The sequence below is a fragment of the Streptomyces sp. NPDC088400 genome (assembly GCF_044753355.1).
In the GTDB taxonomy this organism is placed as follows: Bacteria; Actinomycetota; Actinomycetes; order Streptomycetales; family Streptomycetaceae; genus Streptomyces.
Genome location: NZ_JBIVMZ010000019.1, coordinates 16146 through 38832, shown reverse-complemented (window position 1 = coordinate 38832; position 22687 = coordinate 16146). Strand labels below are relative to the sequence as shown.

Below are 22687 nucleotides of genomic sequence, written 5' to 3'. Positions count from 1 at the left end.
CGTGAGCACGCCCGAAGACAGTCCCCGCCCCGAGCCCGTGGACGTACCGCTGATCCAGATCGGCGCCCCGGCCACGGGTGGCTGCGGCGACGGCTGCGGCTGCTCCGGCGACGAGGAGGAGTACGGCCCCGACGAGCTGGAGTGCGGCCTCGACCCCGCTCTCGCCCAACTCCTCGCCGACGGCGGCCTGGACCCCGTCCAGGTCGAGGACATCGCGCACGTCGCCATCGAGGAGGACCTCGCCAACGGCGAGGACGTGACCACCCTCGCGACCGTCCCCGAGGACGCCGTCGCCACCGGTGACTTCACCGCCCGCGAGAGCGGTACGGTCGCGGGTCTGCACATCGCCGAGGCCGTCATCTCCCTCGTCTGTACGGAGGAGTTCGAGGTCGAGCGGCACGTCCTGGACGGTGACCGCGTCGAGGCCGGCCAGAAGCTGCTGAGCGTCACCACCCGCACCCGCGACCTGCTCACCGCCGAGCGCAGCGCGCTCAACCTCCTGTGCCGGCTGTCCGGCATCGCGACCGCCACGCGCGCGTGGACCGACGTTCTCAAGGGCACCGGGGCCAGGGTCCGCGACACCCGGAAGACCACGCCGGGGCTGCGCGCCCTGGAGAAGTACGCGGTGCGCTGCGGCGGCGGCGTCAACCACCGGATGTCGCTCTCCGACGCGGCCCTGGTCAAGGACAACCACGTGGTCGCGGCGGGAGGCGTCGCCGAGGCGTTCAAGGCCGTACGGGACACGCTCGAAAAGCTGGGCGAGCCGGACATGGCGATCGAGGTGGAGGTCGACACCCTCCACCAGGTCCGCGAAGTCCTGGACGCGGGCGCCGACCTGATCCTGCTGGACAACTTCACCCCGTCCGAGACGGCGGAGGCCGTGGCCATCGTCGCGGGCCGGGCGGTGCTGGAGTCCTCGGGCCGCCTCACCGTCGACAACGCGCGCGCGTACGCGGAGACGGGCGTCGACTACCTCGCCGTCGGCGCGCTGACGCACTCCTCCCCGATCCTGGACATCGGCCTGGACCTGCGCGAGGTCGGCGCCTGATGCTCCTCACCATCGATGTCGGCAACACCCACACCGTCCTCGGCCTGTTCGACGGCGAGGAGATCGTCGAACACTGGCGCATCTCCACCGACGCCCGGCGCACCGCCGACGAACTCGCCGTACTCCTCCAGGGGTTGATGGGCATGCACCCGCTGCTCGGCGAGGAACTGGGCGACGGGATCAGCGGCATCGCGATCTGCTCGACGGTCCCCTCCGTCCTGCACGAACTGCGCGAAGTGACCCGCCGTTACTACGGAGACGTCCCCGCCGTCCTCGTGGAGCCCGGCATCAAGACCGGCGTGCCGATCCTGATGGACAACCCCAAGGAAGTCGGCGCGGACCGCATCATCAACGCGGTCGCGGCGGTCGAGCTGTACGGCGGCCCGGCGATCGTCGTGGACTTCGGTACGGCGACGACCTTCGACGCGGTCAGCGCGCGGGGCGAGTACACGGGCGGTGTGATCGCCCCCGGTATCGAGATCTCGGTCGAGGCGCTCGGCGTCAAGGGCGCCCAGCTCCGCAAGATCGAACTGGCCCGGCCGCGCAGCGTGATCGGCAAGAACACGGTCGAGGCGATGCAGTCGGGCATCCTGTACGGCTTCGCGGGCCAGGTCGACGGCGTGGTGGCGCGCATGGCACGCGAACTGGCCGACGACCCCGAAGAGGTCACGGTGATCGCGACGGGCGGCCTCGCCCCGATGGTCCTCGGCGAGGCCGCGGTGATCGATGAACACGAGCCCTGGCTGACACTGATCGGCCTGCGCCTGGTGTACGAGCGCAACGTTGCCCGCATGTAACGCGGGGACGCGGGCGGGCTGATGCCCAGCCCGTCCGACGGGGAGAAGACGGCCCGTCCCTGGCAACGCGGGACGGGCCCGGCACTCCGCGACGGGACGCCTTCAGCACCCCGCGACGAGACGGCCCGGCACTCCGCGACGGGACGGCCCGGGACGCCCGCCGGCCGCTCGCGCGGTGCTCCGTCAGCCGGGCGTGGACGCCGTCCCCCCTTTCGACGGGTGGGCCGCGCCCAGAGAGAGGCGTTAAGTCGATTTTGTCCCTTTGGCGCGTACTGTCGCCGCATGCCCACGCCCTACGGATCCCGCGGCGGTATGGCGTTCGGCGCTGACGAGCTGCGTGTGCTCCGACGTGCCCTCGCCGTCGCCCTTCATCCCGCCCCGCTCCCGGACGAGGACATCCGGGCCTGTATGCGGCTCGCCGAGACCGTGGACGAGGCGGTACGGGAGGCCGGACGGCTGCGGGCGTTCCTGCTGGCCGATCTGGCCCGCTACCGGCAGGCGCTGCCCGGCTCCGTCACCGGCTATCTGGAGCTGCTCCAGGACGCCATGGCGACCGGTTACGTCCCGCGCCCCGACGACCTCGCGGCGCTGCGCGCACTGCGCGGCAACCCGGTGGCCGCGGCCCTGCTCGACCGCTGCGGTGCGCTCGGCCCCGTCCGGTCCGTACGGGCCCGGCGTTCCGCCGCTCCTCCTTCCGCCGCCCTGCCCGCCGTGGCCCTGACTCCGGCTCCCCGTACCCGGCTCCTCGCGATTCCCGGCGGGCGTGCGGCCGACGACCCGAAGCGGCCGGAGAAGCCTCAGAATCCTGAGAAGCCCCACGAGCCCCGGAAGCCCCAGGAGCCCGCGCCGCCCCGGCGTCCGGCGACGGACCGGCCGATGCCCAAGCCCTCCGAGGTCTTCCCGCCGCGCCGCAGGCCCACGCCGCCGCCCCCGCCGGAACATCTCGCCGTCGGATAGCTACTCTGGGGACCATGGACTACGTATCCGCGCTTGTTCCCCCCGTGGTGATGGCCGCCTTCTTCATCGGCCTGGTCGTGACGATCGTCAAGAGCCAGGGCGGTCCCAACAAGGCGAAGGAGGACGCCGCCGTGGACGCGGCGTTCGCCCGCGCGGAATCCGCCAAGCCGGCCACCGCTCCGGACGCCCACAGCGCCTGACGGCTGACGCCATGGATGCCTGACGTTCGGCTCACGCTGTCCGGACGTCTAAACGTATGAGCGCATGACCTGGACGTACGACTGAATCTCAGTCGTACGTCCTTTTTGTTACGTCAATAGCTAATTGTTCTAGCTTCTCCTACTATGGTGGCCTTGTGCCCCGTCAATTGGGAGACCTGGAAGACGCCGTCATGACACGCGTCTGGCAATGGAACCGTCCGGTCACCGTCCGGGAAGTCCTCGAAGACCTTCAGCGGGAACGGTCCATCGCCTACACCACCGTCATGACGGTAATGGACAATCTCCATCAGAAGGGCTGGGTGCGCCGGGAAGTGGACGGCCGCGCCTATCGATATACGGCGGTGTCCACGCGCGCCGCCTACGCCGCCGCCCTGATGAACGAAGCCTGGTCGAAGAGCGACAACCCGGCCGCCGCACTTGTCGCCTTCTTCGGCATGATGTCGCCCGAGCAGCGCCAGTCCCTCGAAGACGCTGTCCGTATGGTCGGTGGAGACCGGCCGGAAGGTATCCGTACGGAAGGCGAACGGCCGGAAGACATCGGTACGGAAGGTATCCGTTCGGAAGAGATCCGTGCAGAACCGGAAGGCATCCGTACAGAAAGTGACCGCACGGAAGAGATCCGTGAAGAGATCCGTACGGAAGGGCATCGACCGGAAGACGGTGAGGGCGCCGACGGTCAACAGCGGACGGGGCGATAGCGTCCAGTCATGGACCCAGCTCCTCCACTCGTCAATGCCCAAGCAAATGCCCTCACCATCCGGCGGGCCAGGACCAGGGATGTTCCCGCGGTACGCCGTCTCCTCGACGCTTACGTGAGCGAAGGCATCCTGCTAGACAAAGCCCCGGTGAAGCTTTACGAGGACATCCAGGAGTTCTGGGTCGCGGAACGCGACGAGGATGCACGTGTCATCGGCTGCGGTGCCTTGCACGTGATGTGGGAAGATCTCGCCGAAGTGCGCACACTCGCCGTCGATGCTTCGGCCAGGGGTGCCGGTGCCGGGCATCAACTCCTGGACAAGTTGCTGGAGACGGCCCGCTGGCTCGGAGTGCGGCGCGTATTCTGCCTCACCTTCGAAGTCGAGTTCTTCACGAAGCACGGCTTCGCGGAGATCGGTGAGACTCCGGTCGCCCGAGATGTGTACAGAGAGCTGCTGCGTTCCTATGACGAGGGCGTTGCGGAGTTCCTTGGTCTCGAACGAGTGAAGCCGAACACCTTGGGCAACAGCCGGATGCTTCTGCACCTGTGATCGCCGGAACCTGCCGGAACCCTATGTCCGAATCGCGCACGTTTCCCGTCTTCTTGCGGGACTGAACCTCTGCCGGGGGTTTGTGTTTTCCTGAGAAAAGCGGTTTCCTTTCCGCGTACTGCATTTTCGATGAAAGGAAATCCGGTGGCACAGAAGGTTCAGGTCCTTCTTGTCGATGACCTCGACGGCGGCGAGGCGGACGAGACCGTGACGTTCGCTCTGGACGGCAAGACCTACGAGATCGACCTCACTAGCGCCAATGCGGACAAGCTCCGGGGTCTGCTCGACGCATACACCAAGGGTGGCCGGCGCACCGGTGGTCGTGCCGCGGGTGGCCGCGGCAAGGGCCGTGTCGCTGCGGGCGGGAACAAGGACACCGCGGAAATCCGCAAGTGGGCGAAGGAGAACGGCTACAGCGTCAACGACCGCGGCCGTGTTCCCGCCGAGATCCGCGAAGCCTACGAGAAGGCCAACGGCTGAGTATTCGTACGAAGCGTATTTCCGCGCAGCAAGCGGGCACGGTGGCACTCAGTCGCCGCCGTGTCCACGAGTCGTACGAGATCGGGGGCGTCCGTACCGCCGCCCCCGTGGCCGCTGCTCCGCCCGAACGGGGCGAGCGCGGGCAGTGTCGGCTCCACCTCGCGTCCGGGGTCGGGGGGCCGCAGCCATACGGCGGCCCCCCGCGCGGTGGCGCGGGGCCACTGCGGTGGTGCGGGAGCTGCCACGCGCCCCCCGGCGCCGACAGCGGTCAGGTCGAGGGCGATCGTGCCCCACTCCAGCCAGTCGAGCAGCCCCGGCAGCTCGTCGGCGCTTCCCGCCGCGACCAGAAGCAGCATGCGCTCCTCGTGGAGCGCCACAGGCCCCGTCGGGCCGATCCGCCGGAGTACGGCGGCCCCCGCGTCGGCCGGCAGCTCCAGCACCTCGAAACGGAGTCCGGTCAGCAGCTGGACCGGAGGGCCGGAGGCCGTCGCCCAGCCGAGCCCGTCCTCGTACCACTGCGCGCAGTCGTCTTCGAGGGGCGCGTGACAGTCTTCGAGGGGCGCGCGGCCGTCTTCGAGGGACGTACGGCCGTCTTCGGCGGGGTCCCGGCCGCCTTCGAGCGGGACGCGGGGAAGCGGGACAGTGAAAGCCATGCCTGGAGCAACTCCCGATCCGTGCGCGGAGTTACGCTGCGTTCGCGCTCGATAGCACAGCGTCGCCAAAGGTGTGCCGTGCGGGCGGGATCGGGAGCGCAAGGGTGTTCGCCCGTAGCGGAGGGAACAGGGGTGCGCCGCATGGAGTGTCAGTGCTCGCGGGTAAGACATTCCTAGTGGGAAGGGGCGACACGCGGTTTCGGGCGTCTCACGTTCGCCATCGGCGTACTGATGGTGAGGGTATATGCCTGGCCTGCGGGAACATCGTCTCGCACCATCAGGTTGAAGCTGGTGTCCGGCGTTCGGGGCTGGGAGCCTGGGACAGGTAGTCGGCAGTTGGAATGAGCGGTCCCCGCTTGCGGGACTAAGCTGCGGAAGGACAGGGAGGGGACCGACCCCTTTACTGCCTGACCGCTCTGAGGAGCGATTAACGATGTTCGAGAGGTTCACCGACCGCGCGCGGCGGGTTGTCGTCCTGGCTCAGGAAGAAGCCCGGATGCTCAACCACAACTACATCGGCACCGAGCACATCCTCCTGGGCCTTATCCACGAGGGTGAGGGTGTCGCCGCTAAGGCCCTGGAGAGCCTCGGGATTTCGCTCGAGGCGGTCCGCCAGCAGGTGGAGGAGATCATCGGGCAGGGCCAGCAGGCTCCGTCCGGCCACATCCCCTTCACTCCTCGTGCCAAGAAGGTCCTGGAGCTCTCGCTCCGCGAGGCCCTTCAGCTGGGCCACAACTACATCGGCACGGAGCACATCCTGCTCGGCCTGATCCGCGAGGGCGAGGGCGTCGCCGCCCAGGTCCTCGTGAAGCTGGGCGCCGATCTCAACCGGGTGCGGCAGCAGGTCATCCAGCTGCTCTCCGGATACCAGGGCAAGGAGGCCGCCACAGCGGGCGGTCCTGCCGAGGGCACGCCCTCCACGTCCCTGGTCCTCGACCAGTTCGGCCGGAACCTCACCCAGGCCGCTCGCGAATCCAAGCTCGACCCGGTCATCGGGCGCGAGAAGGAGATCGAGCGGGTCATGCAGGTGCTGTCCCGCCGTACGAAGAACAACCCGGTTCTCATCGGCGAGCCCGGCGTCGGCAAGACGGCGGTCGTCGAAGGACTGGCGCAGGCCATCGTCAAGGGCGAGGTGCCCGAGACCCTCAAGGACAAGCACCTCTACACCCTCGACCTCGGCGCGCTGGTCGCCGGCTCCCGTTACCGCGGTGACTTCGAGGAGCGCCTGAAGAAGGTCCTCAAGGAGATCCGCACCCGCGGCGACATCATCCTGTTCATCGACGAGCTCCACACCCTGGTGGGTGCGGGCGCCGCCGAGGGCGCGATCGACGCCGCCAGCATCCTCAAGCCGATGCTGGCCCGCGGCGAGCTGCAGACCATCGGTGCGACGACGCTCGACGAGTACCGCAAGCACCTGGAGAAGGACGCGGCCCTCGAGCGCCGTTTCCAGCCCATCCAGGTCGCGGAGCCGTCGCTGCCGCACACGATCGAGATCCTCAAGGGTCTGCGCGACCGCTACGAGGCGCACCACCGCGTGTCCATCACGGACGAGGCGCTGGTCCAGGCCGCGACGCTGGCCGACCGGTACATCTCGGACCGCTTCCTGCCGGACAAGGCGATCGACCTGATCGACGAGGCCGGCTCCCGGATGCGCATCCGCCGGATGACCGCGCCGCCGGACCTCCGCGAGTTCGACGAGAAGATCGCGGGCGTCCGCCGCGACAAGGAGTCGGCCATCGACTCCCAGGACTTCGAGAAGGCAGCTTCGCTCCGCGACAAGGAGAAGCAGCTGCTGGCCGCGAAGACCAAGCGGGAGAAGGAGTGGAAGGCCGGCGACATGGACGTCGTCGCCGAGGTCGACGGCGAGCTGATCGCCGAGGTCCTCGCGACCGCCACGGGTATCCCGGTCTTCAAGCTCACCGAGGAGGAGTCCTCGCGGCTGCTCCGCATGGAGGACGAGCTCCACAAGCGCGTCATCGGCCAGAAGGACGCCATCAAGGCGCTTTCGCAGGCGATCCGTCGTACGCGAGCGGGTCTGAAGGACCCCAAGCGTCCCGGTGGCTCGTTCATCTTCGCCGGTCCGTCCGGTGTCGGTAAGACGGAGCTCTCCAAGACGCTCGCCGAATTCCTCTTCGGTGACGAGGACGCGCTGATCGCTCTCGACATGTCGGAGTTCAGCGAGAAGCACACGGTTTCCCGTCTCTTCGGTTCTCCCCCCGGATACGTGGGTTACGAAGAGGGCGGCCAGCTCACCGAGAAGGTGCGCCGGAAGCCGTTCTCCGTCGTCCTCTTCGACGAGGTCGAGAAGGCCCACCCCGATATCTTCAATTCCCTTCTCCAGATCCTGGAGGACGGTCGGCTGACCGACTCCCAGGGCCGGGTCGTGGACTTCAAGAACACGGTCATCATCATGACGACCAACCTCGGGACCCGGGACATCTCCAAGGGGTTCAACCTGGGCTTCGCCGCCCAGGGCGACACCAAGACCAACTACGAGCGAATGAAGAACAAGGTCAACGAAGAGCTGAAGCAGCACTTCCGGCCCGAGTTCCTCAACCGTGTCGATGACACGGTGGTCTTCCACCAGCTCACCGAGGAAGACATCATCCAGATTGTCGACCTCATGATCGACAAGGTGGACGAGCGGCTGAAGGACCGGGACATGGGCCTCGAGCTCAGCCCGAACGCCAAGTCGCTTCTCGCCAAGAAGGGTTACGACCCGGTCCTGGGCGCCCGGCCGCTGCGCCGGACGATCCAGCGCGAGATCGAGGACATCCTCTCCGAGAAGATCCTCTTCGGTGAGCTGCGCCCCGGTCACATCGTGGTCGTCGACACCGAGGGTGAGGGCGAGGCGAAGAAGTTCAGCTTCCGCGGCGAGGAGAAGTCGCCTCTGCCGGACGTCCCTCCGATCGAGCAGGCGGCCGGTGGCGGCCCGAACCTGACGAAGGACGCGTAAGGCTCACGCCTTCGGGCTGAGTGACTGAAGGGGCTGCCCCGGACCGTTTCCACGGTTCCGGGGCAGCCCCTTTTTTGTCGGGTGATGGCGTAGACGCCGCTGCGGTTTCAGCGTGAACGCGGTCGCCGCCGAGGACCCGAGCGCCGTCATGGCCGACACCGACGGCCGCTTCCTCCTGCCCGGTGGCCCGCTTGCCCTGTTTCTGGCGGAACGCGTGACCGGGCAGAGGAGCTGACTCCACGGGCAGCACGCCGCGAGACGGCCTCTGCGGTTCGCCGTTGTCCGGGTGACAACGGCCGAACACTCCGGCGGGACCTTGGTCCCGAAACGGAAGGTCTTCCGGGTCGGTGGGGGATCGGTGGTCGTGACAAGGCGCACAGGCGTTTTCGGCGCTACTAGCCGCAATAGTCATCCTGCTGGGCATCCGCCGGGACCTTGGGCCTTGTCGTCGTCGGGTCCTTCGGCTCCAGGTCGGTCCGGGTGCCGCGTCGCCCAGGTGGGGCCGTGCCCCCGTACTGCCCTACATGGTCTTATTCCAGAAAGGATCATCCTATTTACCAAGGCTTGAACCGATCCTCCGGGAGCCGTCAAGAGGGGGATCGTCGGCAGCTTTTCTACGACACGATGTCGTAGATAGGGCGTTTTGGGGTGAGATGGGGTTCGGGTTACCAAGGTGTGGCCAGCCCGGCGTGAGTGCCGGGTCCATTCATGCCCGGAGGTTTCCCGTATGTCGCAGCGCAACCAGTCCCGCCTCTCCCGCCCGACCGCCATGCGTGCCCGTGCCGGAGTCCTGGCCGCCGGACTCGGCGTGTCGGTGGTGGCCGGAGCCGGGGCCGCGTTCGCCGCGACCGGCGGTGACGCTGCCGCCGGCGCGCCCGCCACCACGGTCACCACGGCCGCCGGTGCCGTCCACCAGCAGGCCGCGATACAGGCCAAGGCCGCCGACAAGGCGCATGACGCCAAGGTGAAACAGGTGAAGGCCGCGCAGGCCAAGGCCAAGGCGAACGCCAAGCGGGTCGCCTCCTGGACCGACCCCGTCAAGCGCTACACGCTGAGCGCGAGCTTCGGTAACGGCGGCAACATGTGGGCGCACAAGCACTCCGGCCAGGACTTCGCGGTGCCGGTCGGTACGACGGTCCACGCCGCCCACACCGGCACGGTGGTCAAGGCCGGCCCGAACGGCGCCGGTGACGGTCCCGCGTACGGCAACGCGATCGTGATCAAGCACAAGAACGGTACGTACTCGCAGTACGCGCACCTGTCTAAGGTCAAGGTGTACGTCGGTCAGCAGGTCAAGACGGGCAAGAAGATCGCCCTGTCCGGCAACACCGGCAACTCCAGCGGCCCGCACCTGCACTTCGAGATCCGTAAGACCGCGAACTACGGATCCGCCGTGAACCCGGTGCCGTTCCTGAAGTCGGTGGGCGTCAAGGTGTGACCTGGTGGGCCTGGCTCATCAGATCGATGGAGACCTCGAGGATGGCTTGACGCTTCTCCTCGGGGTCTCCTGCCATGTCGCTGAGCGCGAACGTCCCGGCGTGCATGGTGAACAGCGCGCTGACACAGCGCACCTGGTCCTTCATGGCCGCTTCCGGCTCCTGGATCAGTTCGAGCAGGTCATGCATCCGGTCCTTGAAGGAGCCGCCGATGCTCAGCTCGCGTACGGTCGCCTGGTTCTCCTGCATGAAGCGGAAGAGCGGGGCCGCGCCCGCGAGTGCCGCGCTGTAGCGGTGCAGGATCTCCTGTTTGGTCTCCAGGGTGTGCGGCTGCGTCCGGCCCCACGCGATCAGGTCGTCGATCGGCCGGGACAGGTCCTGGAAGATGCTGATCAGGATGTCTTCCTTGGTCTTGAAGTGGTAGTACAGCGCCGCCTTGGTGACGTCCAGCCGCTCCGCGATCTCCCGTAGCGAGGTCTTCTCGTACCCCTGCTCGGCGAAGAGCTCCAGGGCCACGTCCTGGATGCGCTGGTGCGTGTTGCCCCGCCGCGCGTGCTGCGTGCTGCCCATGGGTGCTCTCCCGAGAAGTTACTTACTTGACGACCGGCAAGTGAAGGGTCTACTTTCCCCAGTGTAGTGAACTTGCCGGGCGGCAAGTAAGTGCACAGGGGTGCAGGGAGTGCAGGGGATGGGGAAGATGAGTCCAACTGAGCAACGGGCGGGGAAGGCCGGAGTGGCCGATGGGGTCGGCGAGGTCAGCAGGACCGACGGGGGCGACGGGACCGGTAAGGCCCGAATAGCCGCGGTGGCCGAGAAGCCCGAGGCGGTCGCGGAGGATGGGCGGCAGCCGCGCAGCGTGCGCGTGGTGCTGCTCGCGCTGATGATCTCGATGCTGCTGGCCATGCTGGACAACATGATCGTCGGTACCGCTATGCCGACCATCGTCGGCGAGCTGGGCGGTCTCGAACATCTGTCCTGGGTGGTCACCGCCTACACCCTGGCGACCGCCGCCTCGACGCCGATCTGGGGCAAGCTCGGCGACATCTACGGGCGCAAGGGCGTCTTCCTCACCTCGATCGTGATCTTCCTGATCGGTTCGGTGCTCAGCGGCATGGCTCAGGACATGAGCCAGCTGATCGGCTTCCGCGCTGTTCAGGGCCTTGGCGCGGGCGGTCTGATGGTCGGCGTCATGGCGATCATCGGAGACCTCATCCCGCCCCGGGAGCGTGGCAAGTACCAGGGCATGATGGCCGGTGTCATGGCGCTCGCCATGATCGGCGGACCGCTGGTCGGCGGCACCATCACCGACAATCTCGGCTGGCGCTGGAGCTTCTACATCAACCTGCCGCTGGGCGCGGTGGCACTCGCGATGATCACGATCGTCCTGCACCTGCCCGCCAAGAAGCGCTCGGGCGTCAAGGTCGACTACCTCGGTGCCGCGCTGCTGACCGTCGGCATCACCGCGATCGTGCTGGTGACCACGTGGGGCGGTACGGAGTACGCCTGGAGCTCCGCGATGATCATGGAGCTGATCGCGATCGGTGTCGCCGCCCTCGTCGGCTTCGTCATCGTGCAGACCAAGGCCCCCGAGCCGATCATGCCGTTGCACATCTTCCGCAACCGCAACTTCACGCTGATGTCGGTGATCGGGTTCCTGACCGGCTTCGTGATGTTCGGAGCGGTGCTCTTCCTGCCGCTGTACCAGCAGTCCGTACAGGGCGCCTCGGCCACCAACTCCGGTCTGCTGCTCCTGCCCATGCTCCTGTCGATGATGGCCGTGTCGCTGATAGCGGGCCGGATCACCACCAGCAGCGGCAAGTACAAGATCTTCCCGATCATGGGTGGCGCGTTGATGGTCACCGGCCTCTTCCTGCTCGCGCAGATGGACACCGAGACCTCCCGGCTGACTTCGGGCCTTTACATGGCCGTTCTCGGCGCCGGTATGGGCTTCCTGATGCAGATCACCATGCTCGTCGCGCAGAACAGCGTCGAGATGAAGGACATGGGCGTCGCCTCCTCCTCGACCACCCTGTTCCGTACGCTCGGCAGCTCCTTCGGCGTCGCGATCATGGGCGCCCTGTTCAACGGCCGGGTGCAGGACGAGATGGCGTCCGCCGGCGGATCGGGAGTGACCGAGAAGTCCGCGCAGCTCGACGCCGCGAGCCTGGCGAAGCTGCCGGACGCGGTACGGGAGGTGTACCAGCACGCGGTGTCGTCCGGTACGCACGCGGCCTTCACGCTGGGGGCGGCGGTCGCGGTGATCGGCTTCGTCGCGGCCTTCTTCGTCAAGGAGGTCCCGCTGCGGGGCGCCGGACCGGAGGCGCCGGAGGTACGTGACGGGGCCCCGGAGGCCGACGGCAAGGTTCCGCAGTCCGCCTGATCCCCGCGAGGGGTACCTGACCCCCACGAGAGCCACTGATCCTCACGGGAGCCACTGACAACGGCCCCGGCGCACGAGCGGAGCGCCGGGGCCGTTGTCAGTGGCTCGTGCCAGCATCGTAGGTGTGGGACATACGGCGCACGGCACGGCTGAGGGAGCACATCATGATCAAGGGGCTTGTCATCTCCACCGTCTGGGTCCTCGACCAGGACCGGGCGAAGGAGTTCTACACCGAGAAGCTGGGCCTGGAGGTGCGTACGGACATGACCCTGGGTGAAGGCGGGATGCGCTGGCTGACGGTCGGGGCGAAGGACCAGCCGGACGTGGTGCTGACCCTCATGGTGCCCGGCGGTCCCGGGATGGACGAGGAGTCCGCCGAGGCGGTCAGGAAGCTCGTGGCCAAGGGCGTGCTCGGCGCGGGGGTGCTGGCCACGGACGACGTCCACGGGGACTACGAGCGGCTCAGGGCGCGCGGCGTCGAGTTCCTTCAGCCGCCGCAGGAGCGTCCGTACGGCACGGAGGCGATCCTGCGCGACGACTCGGGCAACTGGTTCTCCTTCACGCAGCCACGCGAGGGCGATCTGGACCTGGAGAAGGAATGGGCCCGCTGACACGGGACGCACCACCGGTTCGCCTCCGGCCGTCCTGGGCCGACAGACCGACAGCCTCGACGTCTCCGACAGGCTTTAGACCGGTCGGTCTTAGAGGTCCGGAAGGTCCGGGAACGAGAGCATCGGGAAGCTGCCTGTCGCCGTCGGGGCGTGTTCCGGGAGCCAGAGCACCGCGATCGCGCCTCCCTCGCCCGCCCGGCCCGTCTCGCCCGCCGGTGCGACGTTGCGGAAGGTCAGCCGCGCCCCCAGGACCCGGGCCTGGCCCGCCGCGATCGTCAGGCCCAGGCCGTGGCCGTGCCCCGCGCGGTCGCTCGCGCCCGTCCGGAAGCGGCTCGGGCCCTCGCGCAGCAGTGCCTCGGGGAAGCCGGGGCCGTGATCCCGTACGCGTACGACCCGGCCCTCGACCGTCACCTCGACCGGTGTGCCGCCGTGCTTGGCCGCGTTGGCCAGGAGATTGCCCAGGATGCGTTCCAGCCGCCGGGGATCGGTGCTGACCCAGGACTCGTGCACCACCTGGACCTTGATCTCGGGGTTCAGCAGGGTCAGCCGCCGCTCGACGAACTCGCCGAGCGCGATCTCCTGGAGTTCGGCGCGCTCGGACGCGCTGTCGAGCCTGGCCACCTCCAGGACGTCCTCGACCAGCGTCCGCATGGCCTGGGCCCGGTCCCGTACCAGCTCCGTGGGGCGTCCCGGCGGCAGCAGCTCGGCCGCCGTGAGCAGTCCCGTCACCGGTGTCCGCAGCTCGTGCGCGATATCCGCGGTGACCCGGCGTTCCGCCTCGATCCGTTCGTTCAGCGCGTCGGTCAGCGCGTCCACCGCACGGGCGAGGTCGTCCGTCTCGTCGCGCACGATTCCGCCGACGGCCTCCCCGACCCGTTCCTCCGTATTGCCCTGCGCGACCCGGCTCGCCGCGGCGGCGGCCCTGCGCAGCCGGCGCGAGAGCTGGCCGCCGATCAGTACTCCCAGGGCGCAGCCGCCGAAGACCACCGAGACCGAACCGATGATCAGGGACCGGTCCAGATACTTCATGATCGTGGTGGAGCGGTCGGCGAACTTGCTGTGCAGCGAGAGCACCGTGCCGTTGCCCAGCGGGACGGCCGCCCAGACGTCGGGCACCCCGCTCACGTTCTCCTGGACATAGGTCGCGCGCCGGCCCTCGTTCGTCTTGGCCCGCAACTCGTGCGGCAGTGTCGGGTCGTTGACCTTCATGCCGAACTTGGGCTCTCTGGTGGAGTCGTACATCCGCTGCGCGAACAGCAGCCGCTCCAGCTGCACCTCACGGGCGTTGTCGAGCATCGAGACCCGGGCCGAGTTGTGCACCACAAGACTCAGCGCCACCGCGACCAGCGCGCTGACGCCCGCGATGGCGATGCTGATCTTCCACCTGACGCCGGTGCGCAGGGCGAGCCGCTTCATGCCGTGAGCCGTTTCATCCCTGTGCCGAGCCGTTTCATGCCTGTGCTGTGCCGCTTCATGCCTTGAGCTTGTAGCCGAAGCCCCGGACCGTGTCGATCCGGTCCTGGCCGATCTTCGTGCGCAGCCGCTGGACATGGACGTCCACCACCCGGGTGTCGCCGCCCCAGCCGTAGTCCCAGACCCGTTCCAGCAGCTTGTCGCGGGAGAGCACGGTCCCGGGCGCGGACGAGAACTCCAGCAGCAGCCGCATCTCCGTCGGCGTCAGTGCCACCGGGGCGCCGCTCCTGCGCACCTCCATGCCCTCCGTGTCGATCTCCACGTCGCCGAAGGTCAGCACACCGCGCTCGCCGGGTTCCTCGGATCCGTCCCGCTCACCCGCCGACCGTCCCGCGTGGCCGAAGCGGCGCAGTACGGCGCGGATGCGCGCGACCAGCACCGCCCCGTCGAAGGGCTTGGTCACGTAGTCGTCGGCGCCGGCCTCCAGGCCGAGCACCACATCGATCGAGTCGGCGCGCGCCGACAGCATGATCACGGGCACGGTCGACTCGTCACGGATACGCCGGCACAGGCTGACCCCGTCCAGGCCCGGCACCATCACATCGAGCAGCGCGATGTCCGGCTGGTCGGCGCGGAAGGCCTCCAGGCCGGACAGTCCGTCCGGCATGGCGGTGACGGTGAAGCCGACGCGTTCCAGCGCGAGTTGCGTGGCCTCCCGGATGACGTCGTCGTCCTCGACGAAGAGGACATGGGTGTCTGCCATCCCCCGGCTCTCAGTTCTCGCTCGGCGCGGTCTCGGCGGGGGCGTGCACGTCCCCGTTGCCCACCGCTCTGCTGTAGTCGTTGTGTACGCGATAGCGCTCGGTGAACTTGGAATCGGCCCAGCTGTAGGTCACCACGTCCTCCCCCGAAGGGTACGAGACCGGGTCGCGCTTCCCGTACACCTGCTGGGTGACGACCAGTTCGCCCCGGTCGATCGTCGCGTAGACCGCGGGCTCCTCGGTGGCGAAGATGTTCTGGTACGTGCCGTCCGCGCCGCTCGCGACCCGCGCGGGGCTCTTGCCGCTCGCGCTGCCTGCGCCGGCTGCGCGGCTCTCGCTGTCCGAGCCCTTCGCGTCGTTCGCTCCGTCCGAACTGCCCGCGTCGTCCCGGCTGTTCGTGCCGTCCGCGCTGTTCGCCTCGGCCGCGCCGGGCCCGTCATTCGAATCGTTCGCGTCGCTGTTCGCGTCGCTCTTCGCGCGATAGACGTACGTCGCGATGCCGACCGAGTCGTCGCACGTCATCACATTGATCACGACATCGGGCGCCGGGCCGCCGGTGAGGTCTCCGTACGAGGTGTCCACCGGATAGGCGTCTCCGGAACACGGCTTGAGATCCGCCTTGATCCGCTTGCTGACCTTGGGGTCGCCCCTGAGGAGCGACACCGGCTCGACGGTCGTGGCGGCGGGCGACGACGCGGTCACCCTGGGAGTGGGGCCGCTCCGCTCGGCCGGTGTGTTCACGGCCGCGCCCTCGTCCCTGGTCCCGGTCCCTCCCGTTGAACAACTGGTCGTGAGCAGGCATATCGCGGCGAGGCCGGCCATGGCCGTACCCTTCGCCGCGAACGATCCTCGGCCCCACCCGCCGGGACCTCTCAGGCCGCGCACCTTTCCCGCCCCACTTCCTCGTGACGCTCGCGGCCGCCGCGTACGTCGCGACCGCCCCGACCGTCACCCCTGTCACGTCGCACCGCACGACGCGGATTCGGCTGCTCCGGCGCGTTGCCGCCCGGCTGCCGGTTCTCCAGCGCTCGGCTGTCGAGGTCCCGGCTCTCCAGCTCCTGACGGAGCCGGGCCAGCGCGCGGTGCAGTGTGCTCTTGACCGTACCCACCGACATACCGAGGGCCGCGGCCGTCTCTTCCGTACTCATCTGCTCCCAGTGTCGCAGCACGACGACACTGCGTTGCTTCGGAGCCAGAACTCCGAGGATGTCCATCAGCAGGGCGCGGTTCGCGCGCTGTTCCGTGCCGTCCTCGACGCTCGCGTCGGGCAGCTGCTCGGTGGGGACCTCTTCGAGCCGGCGCGCACGCCACCACTCCGTACGGGTGTTGATCATGACGCGTCGCAGATAGGCGTCGGCGAGGGACTTGTCGGCGATGCCGTCCCAGCGGCCGAACGTACGCGCCAGGGCGGTCTGGAGCAGGTCCTGCGCATCGACGGGGTCGGGTACGAGCCGTCGTGCGCTCCGCAGCAGGGCCTCCTGCCTGGTCCGTACGTACTCCTCGAAACCGAGCACCTCGCTGTGCGCCATGCCAACCGCCTCCGACCCCGTGACCAACCATGCCGTTCGCTTACGGCACCGAAATTACGGAGTGGTTGTCACGAGGCTGTGGGGGACAGCCGTCGGGGGACGCACGGCTGTCCATCGGTTGTGTAACGACGCTGGGTAACGGCCGTTGGAAGACGGATTCCCGGTGCCGGACGCCGCCGGACCGTGGTCCTGGGGACCGTGGTCCTGCGGACCGCGGGCTCGGTCACGGCCGGCTCGCTTCCGGAGGTCTCAGCTTTGCGGCAGCCGGTAGACGCCGTGCTCCATCGGCTCGACCAGTCCGTCGGCGACCAGGCCGTCCAGCGCCCTGGCCCGTTGCACCGGTTCGTCCCACACCGTGTCCAGGGTCGCCTGCGGGACCGGGCCGACCGCGTCGCGCAGTACGGCGAGGAGCCTGCCGCGCACCTGGCGGTCCGTGCCGGCGTACGTCTGGCCGCGCCGTGCCGGGCCCACGTGCGCCGGCTTGCCCGCCAGCCGCCAGGCGCACTGCGTGGCGATCGGGCAGCGTACGCAGCCCTCGTTCTTCGCCGTGCAGATCAGCGCGCCCAGCTCCATGGAGGACGCGGCCCAGCGCGCCGCGGTCGGCGCGTCCTCCGGCAGTAGGGCGCGCGCCAGCTTGCGCTCGGCGGCCGTGGTCGCGTTCGGCGGGTACTGGACGCCCGCCACGGCCCGCGCGAAGACACGGCGCACATTCGTGTCGAGCACGGCATGGCGCTGTCCGTACGCGAACGAGGCCACCGCGGCCGCCGTGTACTCGCCGATCCCGGGCAGCGAGAGCAGCTGGGAGTGTTCGCGGGGGACGTCACCGCTGTAACGCTCAGTTATCGCCTGGGCGGCGCCGTGCAACCGCAGCGCACGGCGCGGGTAGCCGAGCCGGCCCCAGGCGCGGACGGCTTCGCCGGGGGCCTCGGCGGCCAGATCGGCGGGGCGGGGCCAGCGGGCGACCCACTGCTCGTACACCGGGAGGACCCGGCTGACCGGGGTCTGCTGAAGCATGAACTCGCTGACCATCACACCCCAGGCACCCGCTTCGGGGCGGCGCCAGGGCAGGTCGCGCGCGTTCGTCTCGAACCATGCGATGACGGGGGTGTGGAGGGCGGAGGGATCGCCCGCGGTCGGAGGAGTCGCGGAATGCGCGGAGGTAGCAGTCATGGCACCACCGATCCTGGCACGTCCGGCGCCGCGGACGGCGCAGCGGGCGGGCGTACGCCGGAGGTTGTCGCGGGGGTGCATGCGATCAGCGGTCAGGTGGCGGGATATGTCCGGCCGGCTCGGGCTCCGGTCCGGCCCGGGGCCTTGGCCTCTCCGGCTCCAGCCCCCGCCGCGCCCGGGAACGAGCTCGTACGCCTCCGCGGTCGTTCCCGTTTCCGGTCCCGTTTCCGGTCCCGTTCCTGGTCCAGGCCCCGTTCCCGTTCCCGTTCCCGTTTCCGGTCCCGGTCCTGCTGTCCGCCTCGGCGGCCGGGCGAGTGGGATCGGCCCCGGCCGCGTGAGGGGTACGTGGACGGTCCCCGGGCGGTCCGGATTACCGGCGGCCGGCCCGTGTCGCCCGGTCCTGGCGGCCGACTCCGCCCGCCGGGTCCGCGTGCCGTCCGCGCGGCCGGTCCTCGCTGCCCTCGTCGCCCGGTCCGGCCAGCAGGAGCGCCAGGCCCGACCGGCTGGTGCGCATCGTCTCCGCGAGTGCCCCCACGGGCCGGGTCGCCACCAGGACCACGAGTGTGGCCACCACCGCGCCGAACACCAGCCCCACCGCCACGTCGTGCGGGTAGTGGACTCCGACGAAGACCCGGGAGAACGCCATCAGCAGCGCCATCGGGACGGTGAAGAACGCGAGTCGGGGACGGGCCAGGGCGAGCGCGATCGCGGCGGCGCCGGCGATCGTGGAGTGGTTGCTCGGGAAGGACCAGTCACCGACCGGCGGGCAGGGTACGAGCGAGGCCGCGGCTCCCGCCACCGCCCGGCACGGCCTCTCCTCGTCCACGACCGACTTGAACGCCTCGCTGCACACATAGGCGACAGCGGTCGCGAGCGGGGCAAGTACCGCCACGGCGACGGCTCGTGAGGACGCGGCACGGGCGTACCACCAGACAGCTATGAAGAGCACACCGAACAACAGCAGTCCGGCCTCCGTCCAGAGCTCGGCCAGGTGCTGCACCCAGGATGGGGTGGTATGGGCGAAATCGGTGATGTCGCGATACAGATCGCTGGTTGCGCTGCTGTTCATGAGGAGAACGTACAGAGTTCGCCGGGAGTTCCCACCACGCACTCGGGTGTGTACGGCCGTTGGGGCCTTCCTCGCGGGCATTTCCGGCCGATGTGACTGCCGCCGTCGTACGGATACGGGTGCCGACGCCGTACGGACGTGGCTGCCGTGTCCGTACGCGGGAGAGGTGATCGTCGCACTCCGGGATGATGATCCGTAAAACTTGCCAAGATGAGCGGCATATGGGGCGGGAGTTGGGCCCGATCTCTCGTACAGTTTGCGCTGTGGGATCTTTGCGCAATCCGGTCGGGCCGCTACCCTCCACCATCTACTGGCGACGGAGGGCAGTTGCGGCGACGCTGATCGCGCTGCTCGCTGTGCTGGTCGTATGGGCCGTCACCTCCGGTGGAGGCGGCGACAAGAAGGACGGCGACACATCCGACGGCGCGAACCCCGCGACGACCATCACCCCCGGGCCCTCCGGATCGGGGCCCGCCATCAGTGAACAGCCGGGCGGTCGCGACGACTCGGGCGCATCCGGTGAGAACGGCGGCGCCGGGAACGGCGACGGCGGTACGGACGCCGGTGGCGACGGCGGCAAGAACGGCGGCAGTGGCGGCACCGGAGACTCGGGCGGCGCGGGCGGGGCCGGTTCCGGCGGGGCGGACGGCTCGGGCGCCGGAGGCGGTTCCGGCGGCGGAGGTACGGGCGGTTCCGGCGGCAGCACCACCTCGGGCCACCAGGTACCGGCCGGGTCCAGCCTCCCCAACTGCCCCCCGAAGTCGCTCACTTTGCGTCTCACCACCACCAAGGTCGCGTACGGGCCGGGTGCGAAGCCCACCTTCGAGCTGACCGCCGAGAACACCTCCGGCACCAGCTGCAAGGCGGACCTCGGGCCGAAGGCCGTGGTGCTGACGATCACCAACTCCGATGACGACGAGGTGTGGTCCTCCAAGGACTGCCCGAAGGCCGGCCCGCAGGTGTTCCAGGTCCCGGCGGGCGGCACCATCAAGCGCACCATCCACTGGGACCGCAGGAAGAGCGTGCCGGAGTGCGCCACCCCGCCCCCGGGCGCGGTCGGGCCCGGAACGTATCTGGTCGAGGCCAAGACATCGGGCGCGACGGTGAAGCAGGGACAGCAGTCGATCCGCCTGGAGAAGGACTGAGCACCGGGCAACTCAGCAGGAAGCAGCAAGCAGGAAGCGGCAAGCAGCAAGCTGACGCAACCGGCAACGACAATGCCCCGGCCTCTGGGATTCGCCCCATGAGGCCGGGGCATTGTCGATGCCTGCGCTCATACCGCCCGTTACACGTACCGCTCCAGGATCGACGACTCCGCCAGCCGCGACAGGCCCTCGCGCACACTGCGCGCCCGCGCCTCGCCGACGCCGTCCACCGTCTGGAGATCGTCGACGCTCGCCGCCAACAGCTTCTGGAGCCCGCCGAAGTGCTCGACCAGCCGCTCGATGATGGCGCCCGGCAGCCGCGGCACCTTGGCCAGCAGCCGGTAACCACGCGGTGAGACCGCCGAGTCGAGCGTCTCGGGCGAGCCGCTGTATCCCAGCGCCCGCGCCACGATGGGCAGTTCCAGCAGCTCAGGGTGGCTCAGCGAGTCCAGCTCGGACAACGCCTCGTCGACCGTACGGGACCGCTTCGCGGTCGGCTCGGGGACATAGTCGCGCGCGACCAGATCCCGCTCCGGCGCCACGCCCGCGATCAGCTCGTCCAGCTGGAGCGAGAGCAGCCGGCCGTCGGTGCCCAACTCGACCACGTACTCGGCGATCTCCGTGGCGATCCGGCGCACCATCTCCAGACGCTGCGCCACCGCCGTCACGTCCCGGACCGTCACCAGGTCCTCGATCTCCAGGGCGGAGAGCGTGCCCGCGACCTCGTCCAGGCGGAGCTTGTAGCGCTCCAGGGTCGCCAGCGCCTGGTTCGCCCGCGACAGGATCGCCGCCGACTCCTCCAGGACCCGGCGCTCCCCGTTCACGTACAGCGCGATCAGCCGCATCGACTGCGATACGGAGACCACCGGGAAGCCGCACTGCTTGGACACCCGGTCCGCCGTGCGGTGGCGGGTGCCGGTCTCCTCCGTGGGGATGGAGGACTCCGGCACCAGCTGCACGCCGGCGCGCAGAATTTTGGTGATGTCCTTGTCGAGAATCAGCGCGCCGTCGAGCTTGCACAGCTCGCGCAACCGCGTCGCGGTGAACTCCACGTCCAGCACAAAACCGCCGGTGCACATCGATTCGACGGTCTTGTCCATGCCGAGGACGATCAGACCGCCGGTATTACCGCGCAGGATGCGCTCCAGCCCGTCGCGCAGGGCCATCCCCGGCGCGACAGCGCTCAGGGAGGCACGGATCAACGCTTCGTTGCCGGAGCCCGCGCCGGACTTTCCGGGTGCTGATGCCCGGTCGTTGGCTGCCACTGCACTCCTCCGGCTCGTACGGATGGGCGAGACCAGGGCAAAGTCTACCGGCGCACGTTGTCCTCCCGTGGGGCGTCCGCGCGACCCCGGCGCGGCAGCACCCTCAGAGCGTCCCCCATGTCGGCGACTTCCGTGACCTTCATACCGGCCGGGACCTTCCCCGGATCGGTCGGGACAAGGGCCTGGGTGAAGCCGAGACGGTGTGCTTCGGCGAGCCTGCGCTGGACGCCCGTCACCCTTCTGACCTCGCCCGCGAGGCCCACCTCGCCGATCGCGACCAGGTTTTTCGGCAGCGGGGTGTCGCTGGCGGCGGACGCCAGCGCGAGCGCGATCGCCAGATCCGCGGCGGGCTCGGAGAGCTTCACACCGCCCACCGTCGCGCTGTAGATGTCACGTTTTCCGAGCGCGCTGATCCGGCCGCGCTGCTCCAGTACGGCGAGCATCATCGAGACCCGGGAGGTCTCCAGCCCCGAGGTGGTGCGCCGGGGTGAAGGGATCTGCGAGTCGACGGTGAGCGCCTGCACCTCGGCGACGAGCGGGCGGCGGCCTTCGAGCGTCACGGTGAGGCAGGTGCCGGGGACGGGCTCGTCGCGCCGGGTGAGGAACAGCCCCGACGGGTCGGTGAGTCCGGTGATCCCCTCGTCGTGCAGCTCGAAGCAGCCGACCTCGTCGGTCGCTCCGTAGCGGTTCTTGATACCGCGGACGAGCCGCAGCCGGGCGTGCCGGTCGCCCTCGAAGGACAGCACGACGTCCACGAGATGTTCGAGCAGGCGGGGACCCGCGATCGCGCCGTCCTTGGTGACATGTCCCACCAGCAGGGTGGACATGCCGCGCTCCTTGGAGGCCCGGATGAGCGCGCCGGCGACCTCCCGGACCTGGGCCATACCGCCCGGCGCCCCGTCGATCTCGGGCGAGGCCACGGTCTGTACGGAGTCCAGGATGAGCAGCGACGGCTTGACCGCGTCGAGATGGCCGAGGACCGCGGACAGGTCGGTCTCGGCGGCGAGGTAGAGATGGTCGTTGATGGCCTTGATCCGGTCGGCGCGCAGCCGCACCTGACTGGCGGACTCCTCGCCCGTCACATAGAGCGTGCGGTGTTCGTCGCTCGCCGCTTTCGCCGCGACGTCGAGCAGCAGTGTGGACTTCCCGACGCCCGGCTCGCCCGCGAGCAGCACGACGGCACCGGGCACGAGCCCGCCGCCGAGCACCCGGTCCAGCTCGTCCACACCGGTGGAGCGTGCGGTGGCCGTACGGACGTCGACCTGGCCGATCGGGAGAGCGGCGGTGGAGACGCGGCCGGCCGACGTGGTCCGCACAGCGGGCGCGCCGTACTCCTCGACCGTCCCCCACGCCTGGCATTCGGGGCATCGGCCGAGCCATTTGGCGGTCGTCCAGCCGCACTCGGTGCAGCGGTAGGACGGCCTGTCCTTGGCGGATTTCGTACGGGCAGCCATGGCGTCACCGTATAGGGGGCCACCGACAGCCGGGACAGCGAGACGGCGCGTACGGCGGCCGTACACCGCGCTGCCGCTTCTCGCGTCGCTCCTCG

The 22687-nt window shown here is 69.1% G+C and carries 23 protein-coding genes; 13 read left to right on the top strand and 10 right to left on the bottom strand.

What is annotated here, in order from left to right; genetic code table 11:
* Position 1 precedes the first annotated feature (1 nt).
* The 7 genes from nadC (at position 2) to ACIQD6_RS33115 (ending at position 4750) form a co-directional block, all read left to right on the top strand.
* A complete protein-coding gene (nadC, locus tag ACIQD6_RS33145; protein WP_401889916.1) occupies positions 2–1048 on the top strand; it encodes a carboxylating nicotinate-nucleotide diphosphorylase in 1047 nt (348 codons plus the stop codon).
* Complete coding sequence (locus ACIQD6_RS33140; RefSeq protein WP_401889913.1) at positions 1048–1845, top strand: type III pantothenate kinase; 798 nt, start codon at positions 1048–1050, stop codon at positions 1843–1845. Before nadC ends, ACIQD6_RS33140 begins: the two co-directional genes overlap by 1 nt.
* A gap of 312 nt (positions 1846–2157) precedes the next feature.
* The gene (locus tag ACIQD6_RS33135; RefSeq protein ID WP_401890049.1) at positions 2158–2802 is read left to right on the top strand and encodes a hypothetical protein; all 645 of its coding nucleotides are present in this window, start codon (positions 2158–2160) and stop codon (positions 2800–2802) included.
* 14 nt (positions 2803–2816) lie between these two features.
* A complete protein-coding gene (locus ACIQD6_RS33130) occupies positions 2817–3002 on the top strand; it encodes a hypothetical protein (RefSeq protein ID WP_401889911.1) in 186 nt (61 codons plus the stop codon).
* A gap of 191 nt (positions 3003–3193) precedes the next feature.
* A complete protein-coding gene (locus ACIQD6_RS33125; protein ID WP_401889909.1) occupies positions 3194–3721 on the top strand; it encodes a BlaI/MecI/CopY family transcriptional regulator in 528 nt (175 codons plus the stop codon).
* Between the two features lie 9 nt (positions 3722–3730).
* Positions 3731–4270 (top strand): amino-acid N-acetyltransferase, encoded by a 540-nt coding sequence (locus tag ACIQD6_RS33120; RefSeq protein WP_401889906.1) that lies wholly within the window; start codon positions 3731–3733, stop codon positions 4268–4270.
* 144 nt (positions 4271–4414) lie between these two features.
* The gene (locus ACIQD6_RS33115; protein WP_401889904.1) at positions 4415–4750 is read left to right on the top strand and encodes an Lsr2 family protein; all 336 of its coding nucleotides are present in this window, start codon (positions 4415–4417) and stop codon (positions 4748–4750) included.
* Here ACIQD6_RS33115 and ACIQD6_RS33110 read toward each other — a convergent pair.
* Complete coding sequence (locus ACIQD6_RS33110; protein WP_401889901.1) at positions 4729–5403, bottom strand: SCO3374 family protein; 675 nt, start codon at positions 5401–5403, stop codon at positions 4729–4731. The two genes, ACIQD6_RS33115 and ACIQD6_RS33110, sit on opposite strands and share 22 nt — an antisense overlap.
* Before the next feature lie 433 nt (positions 5404–5836).
* Between ACIQD6_RS33110 and ACIQD6_RS33105 the strand changes: the two genes are divergently transcribed.
* The 3 genes from ACIQD6_RS33105 (at position 5837) to ACIQD6_RS33095 (ending at position 9797) form a co-directional block, all read left to right on the top strand.
* On the top strand, positions 5837–8359 hold the full coding sequence (locus tag ACIQD6_RS33105) for an ATP-dependent Clp protease ATP-binding subunit (RefSeq protein ID WP_401889898.1): 2523 nt from the start codon (positions 5837–5839) through the stop codon (positions 8357–8359).
* A 112-nt stretch (positions 8360–8471) separates the two neighbouring features.
* A complete protein-coding gene (locus tag ACIQD6_RS33100) occupies positions 8472–8594 on the top strand; it encodes a hypothetical protein (RefSeq protein ID WP_401889896.1) in 123 nt (40 codons plus the stop codon).
* Between the two features lie 492 nt (positions 8595–9086).
* Positions 9087–9797: a M23 family metallopeptidase gene (locus ACIQD6_RS33095; protein WP_401889893.1), complete on the top strand. Its 711-nt coding sequence runs from the start codon at positions 9087–9089 to the stop codon at positions 9795–9797.
* Here ACIQD6_RS33095 and ACIQD6_RS33090 read toward each other — a convergent pair.
* Entirely contained in the window at positions 9787–10365 is a 579-nt protein-coding gene (locus ACIQD6_RS33090; protein WP_401889891.1) for a TetR/AcrR family transcriptional regulator, read from the bottom strand. The genes ACIQD6_RS33095 and ACIQD6_RS33090 overlap by 11 nt on opposite strands.
* A gap of 127 nt (positions 10366–10492) precedes the next feature.
* On the opposite strand from ACIQD6_RS33090, the gene ACIQD6_RS33085 reads away from it, so the two are divergent.
* Together ACIQD6_RS33085 and ACIQD6_RS33080 are read left to right on the top strand one after the other, a co-directional pair.
* A complete protein-coding gene (locus ACIQD6_RS33085; protein ID WP_401889890.1) occupies positions 10493–12175 on the top strand; it encodes an MDR family MFS transporter in 1683 nt (560 codons plus the stop codon).
* 164 nt (positions 12176–12339) lie between these two features.
* Positions 12340–12786, top strand: coding sequence for a VOC family protein (locus tag ACIQD6_RS33080; RefSeq protein WP_401889888.1), 447 nt, complete (start codon positions 12340–12342; stop codon positions 12784–12786).
* 90 nt (positions 12787–12876) lie between these two features.
* Here the strand turns inward: ACIQD6_RS33080 and cseC are convergent, their stop codons facing one another.
* From cseC to ACIQD6_RS33050, 6 genes are all read right to left on the bottom strand, one after another.
* A complete protein-coding gene (gene cseC / locus ACIQD6_RS33075) occupies positions 12877–14202 on the bottom strand; it encodes a two-component system sensor histidine kinase CseC (protein WP_401889885.1) in 1326 nt (441 codons plus the stop codon).
* A 55-nt stretch (positions 14203–14257) separates the two neighbouring features.
* Positions 14258–14962, bottom strand: coding sequence for a two-component system response regulator CseB (cseB, locus tag ACIQD6_RS33070; RefSeq protein WP_401889883.1), 705 nt, complete (start codon positions 14960–14962; stop codon positions 14258–14260).
* Between the two features lie 10 nt (positions 14963–14972).
* Positions 14973–15782, bottom strand: coding sequence for a hypothetical protein (locus ACIQD6_RS33065; RefSeq protein WP_401889880.1), 810 nt, complete (start codon positions 15780–15782; stop codon positions 14973–14975).
* 50 nt (positions 15783–15832) lie between these two features.
* Positions 15833–16489 (bottom strand): SigE family RNA polymerase sigma factor, encoded by a 657-nt coding sequence (locus tag ACIQD6_RS33060; RefSeq protein WP_401889878.1) that lies wholly within the window; start codon positions 16487–16489, stop codon positions 15833–15835.
* Between the two features lie 249 nt (positions 16490–16738).
* Complete coding sequence (locus ACIQD6_RS33055) at positions 16739–17659, bottom strand: A/G-specific adenine glycosylase (RefSeq protein ID WP_401889875.1); 921 nt, start codon at positions 17657–17659, stop codon at positions 16739–16741.
* Between the two features lie 370 nt (positions 17660–18029).
* Positions 18030–18728 carry a phosphatase PAP2 family protein gene (locus tag ACIQD6_RS33050; RefSeq protein WP_401889872.1) on the bottom strand — a complete coding sequence of 233 codons (699 nt, stop codon included), beginning with the start codon at positions 18726–18728 and terminating at the stop codon, positions 18030–18032.
* A gap of 263 nt (positions 18729–18991) precedes the next feature.
* On the opposite strand from ACIQD6_RS33050, the gene ACIQD6_RS33045 reads away from it, so the two are divergent.
* Positions 18992–19873: a hypothetical protein gene (locus ACIQD6_RS33045; protein ID WP_401889869.1), complete on the top strand. Its 882-nt coding sequence runs from the start codon at positions 18992–18994 to the stop codon at positions 19871–19873.
* A gap of 140 nt (positions 19874–20013) precedes the next feature.
* Here the strand turns inward: ACIQD6_RS33045 and disA are convergent, their stop codons facing one another.
* Positions 20014–21138 carry a DNA integrity scanning diadenylate cyclase DisA gene (gene disA / locus ACIQD6_RS33040; protein WP_401889866.1) on the bottom strand — a complete coding sequence of 375 codons (1125 nt, stop codon included), beginning with the start codon at positions 21136–21138 and terminating at the stop codon, positions 20014–20016.
* Positions 21139–21182: 44 nt separating this feature from the next.
* The gene (gene radA, locus ACIQD6_RS33035; RefSeq protein WP_401889863.1) at positions 21183–22592 is read right to left on the bottom strand and encodes a DNA repair protein RadA; all 1410 of its coding nucleotides are present in this window, start codon (positions 22590–22592) and stop codon (positions 21183–21185) included.
* Positions 22593–22687 lie beyond the last annotated feature (95 nt).

Excerpts from the sequence above, each read along its gene's own strand:
- ACIQD6_RS33140 (WP_401889913.1), top strand. The coding sequence starts at position 1,048 with ATGCTCCTCACCATCGATGTCGGCAACACCCACACCGTCCTCGGCCTG.
- ACIQD6_RS33135 (WP_401890049.1), top strand. The coding sequence starts at position 2,158 with ATGGCGTTCGGCGCTGACGAGCTGCGTGTGCTCCGACGTGCCCTCGCC.
- ACIQD6_RS33130 (WP_401889911.1), top strand. The coding sequence starts at position 2,817 with ATGGACTACGTATCCGCGCTTGTTCCCCCCGTGGTGATGGCCGCCTTC.
- ACIQD6_RS33125 (WP_401889909.1), top strand. The coding sequence starts at position 3,194 with ATGACACGCGTCTGGCAATGGAACCGTCCGGTCACCGTCCGGGAAGTC.
- ACIQD6_RS33120 (WP_401889906.1), top strand. The coding sequence starts at position 3,731 with ATGGACCCAGCTCCTCCACTCGTCAATGCCCAAGCAAATGCCCTCACC.
- ACIQD6_RS33110 (WP_401889901.1), bottom strand. The coding sequence starts at position 5,403 with ATGGCTTTCACTGTCCCGCTTCCCCGCGTCCCGCTCGAAGGCGGCCGG.
- ACIQD6_RS33105 (WP_401889898.1), top strand. The coding sequence starts at position 5,837 with ATGTTCGAGAGGTTCACCGACCGCGCGCGGCGGGTTGTCGTCCTGGCT.
- ACIQD6_RS33095 (WP_401889893.1), top strand. The coding sequence starts at position 9,087 with ATGTCGCAGCGCAACCAGTCCCGCCTCTCCCGCCCGACCGCCATGCGT.
- ACIQD6_RS33090 (WP_401889891.1), bottom strand. The coding sequence starts at position 10,365 with ATGGGCAGCACGCAGCACGCGCGGCGGGGCAACACGCACCAGCGCATC.
- ACIQD6_RS33085 (WP_401889890.1), top strand. The coding sequence starts at position 10,493 with ATGAGTCCAACTGAGCAACGGGCGGGGAAGGCCGGAGTGGCCGATGGG.
- ACIQD6_RS33080 (WP_401889888.1), top strand. The coding sequence starts at position 12,340 with ATGATCAAGGGGCTTGTCATCTCCACCGTCTGGGTCCTCGACCAGGAC.
- cseC (WP_401889885.1), bottom strand. The coding sequence starts at position 14,202 with ATGAAGCGGCTCGCCCTGCGCACCGGCGTCAGGTGGAAGATCAGCATC.
- cseB (WP_401889883.1), bottom strand. The coding sequence starts at position 14,962 with ATGGCAGACACCCATGTCCTCTTCGTCGAGGACGACGACGTCATCCGG.
- ACIQD6_RS33065 (WP_401889880.1), bottom strand. The coding sequence starts at position 15,782 with ATGGCCGGCCTCGCCGCGATATGCCTGCTCACGACCAGTTGTTCAACG.
- ACIQD6_RS33060 (WP_401889878.1), bottom strand. The coding sequence starts at position 16,489 with ATGGCGCACAGCGAGGTGCTCGGTTTCGAGGAGTACGTACGGACCAGG.
- ACIQD6_RS33055 (WP_401889875.1), bottom strand. The coding sequence starts at position 17,659 with ATGACTGCTACCTCCGCGCATTCCGCGACTCCTCCGACCGCGGGCGAT.
- ACIQD6_RS33050 (WP_401889872.1), bottom strand. The coding sequence starts at position 18,728 with ATGAACAGCAGCGCAACCAGCGATCTGTATCGCGACATCACCGATTTC.
- radA (WP_401889863.1), bottom strand. The coding sequence starts at position 22,592 with ATGGCTGCCCGTACGAAATCCGCCAAGGACAGGCCGTCCTACCGCTGC.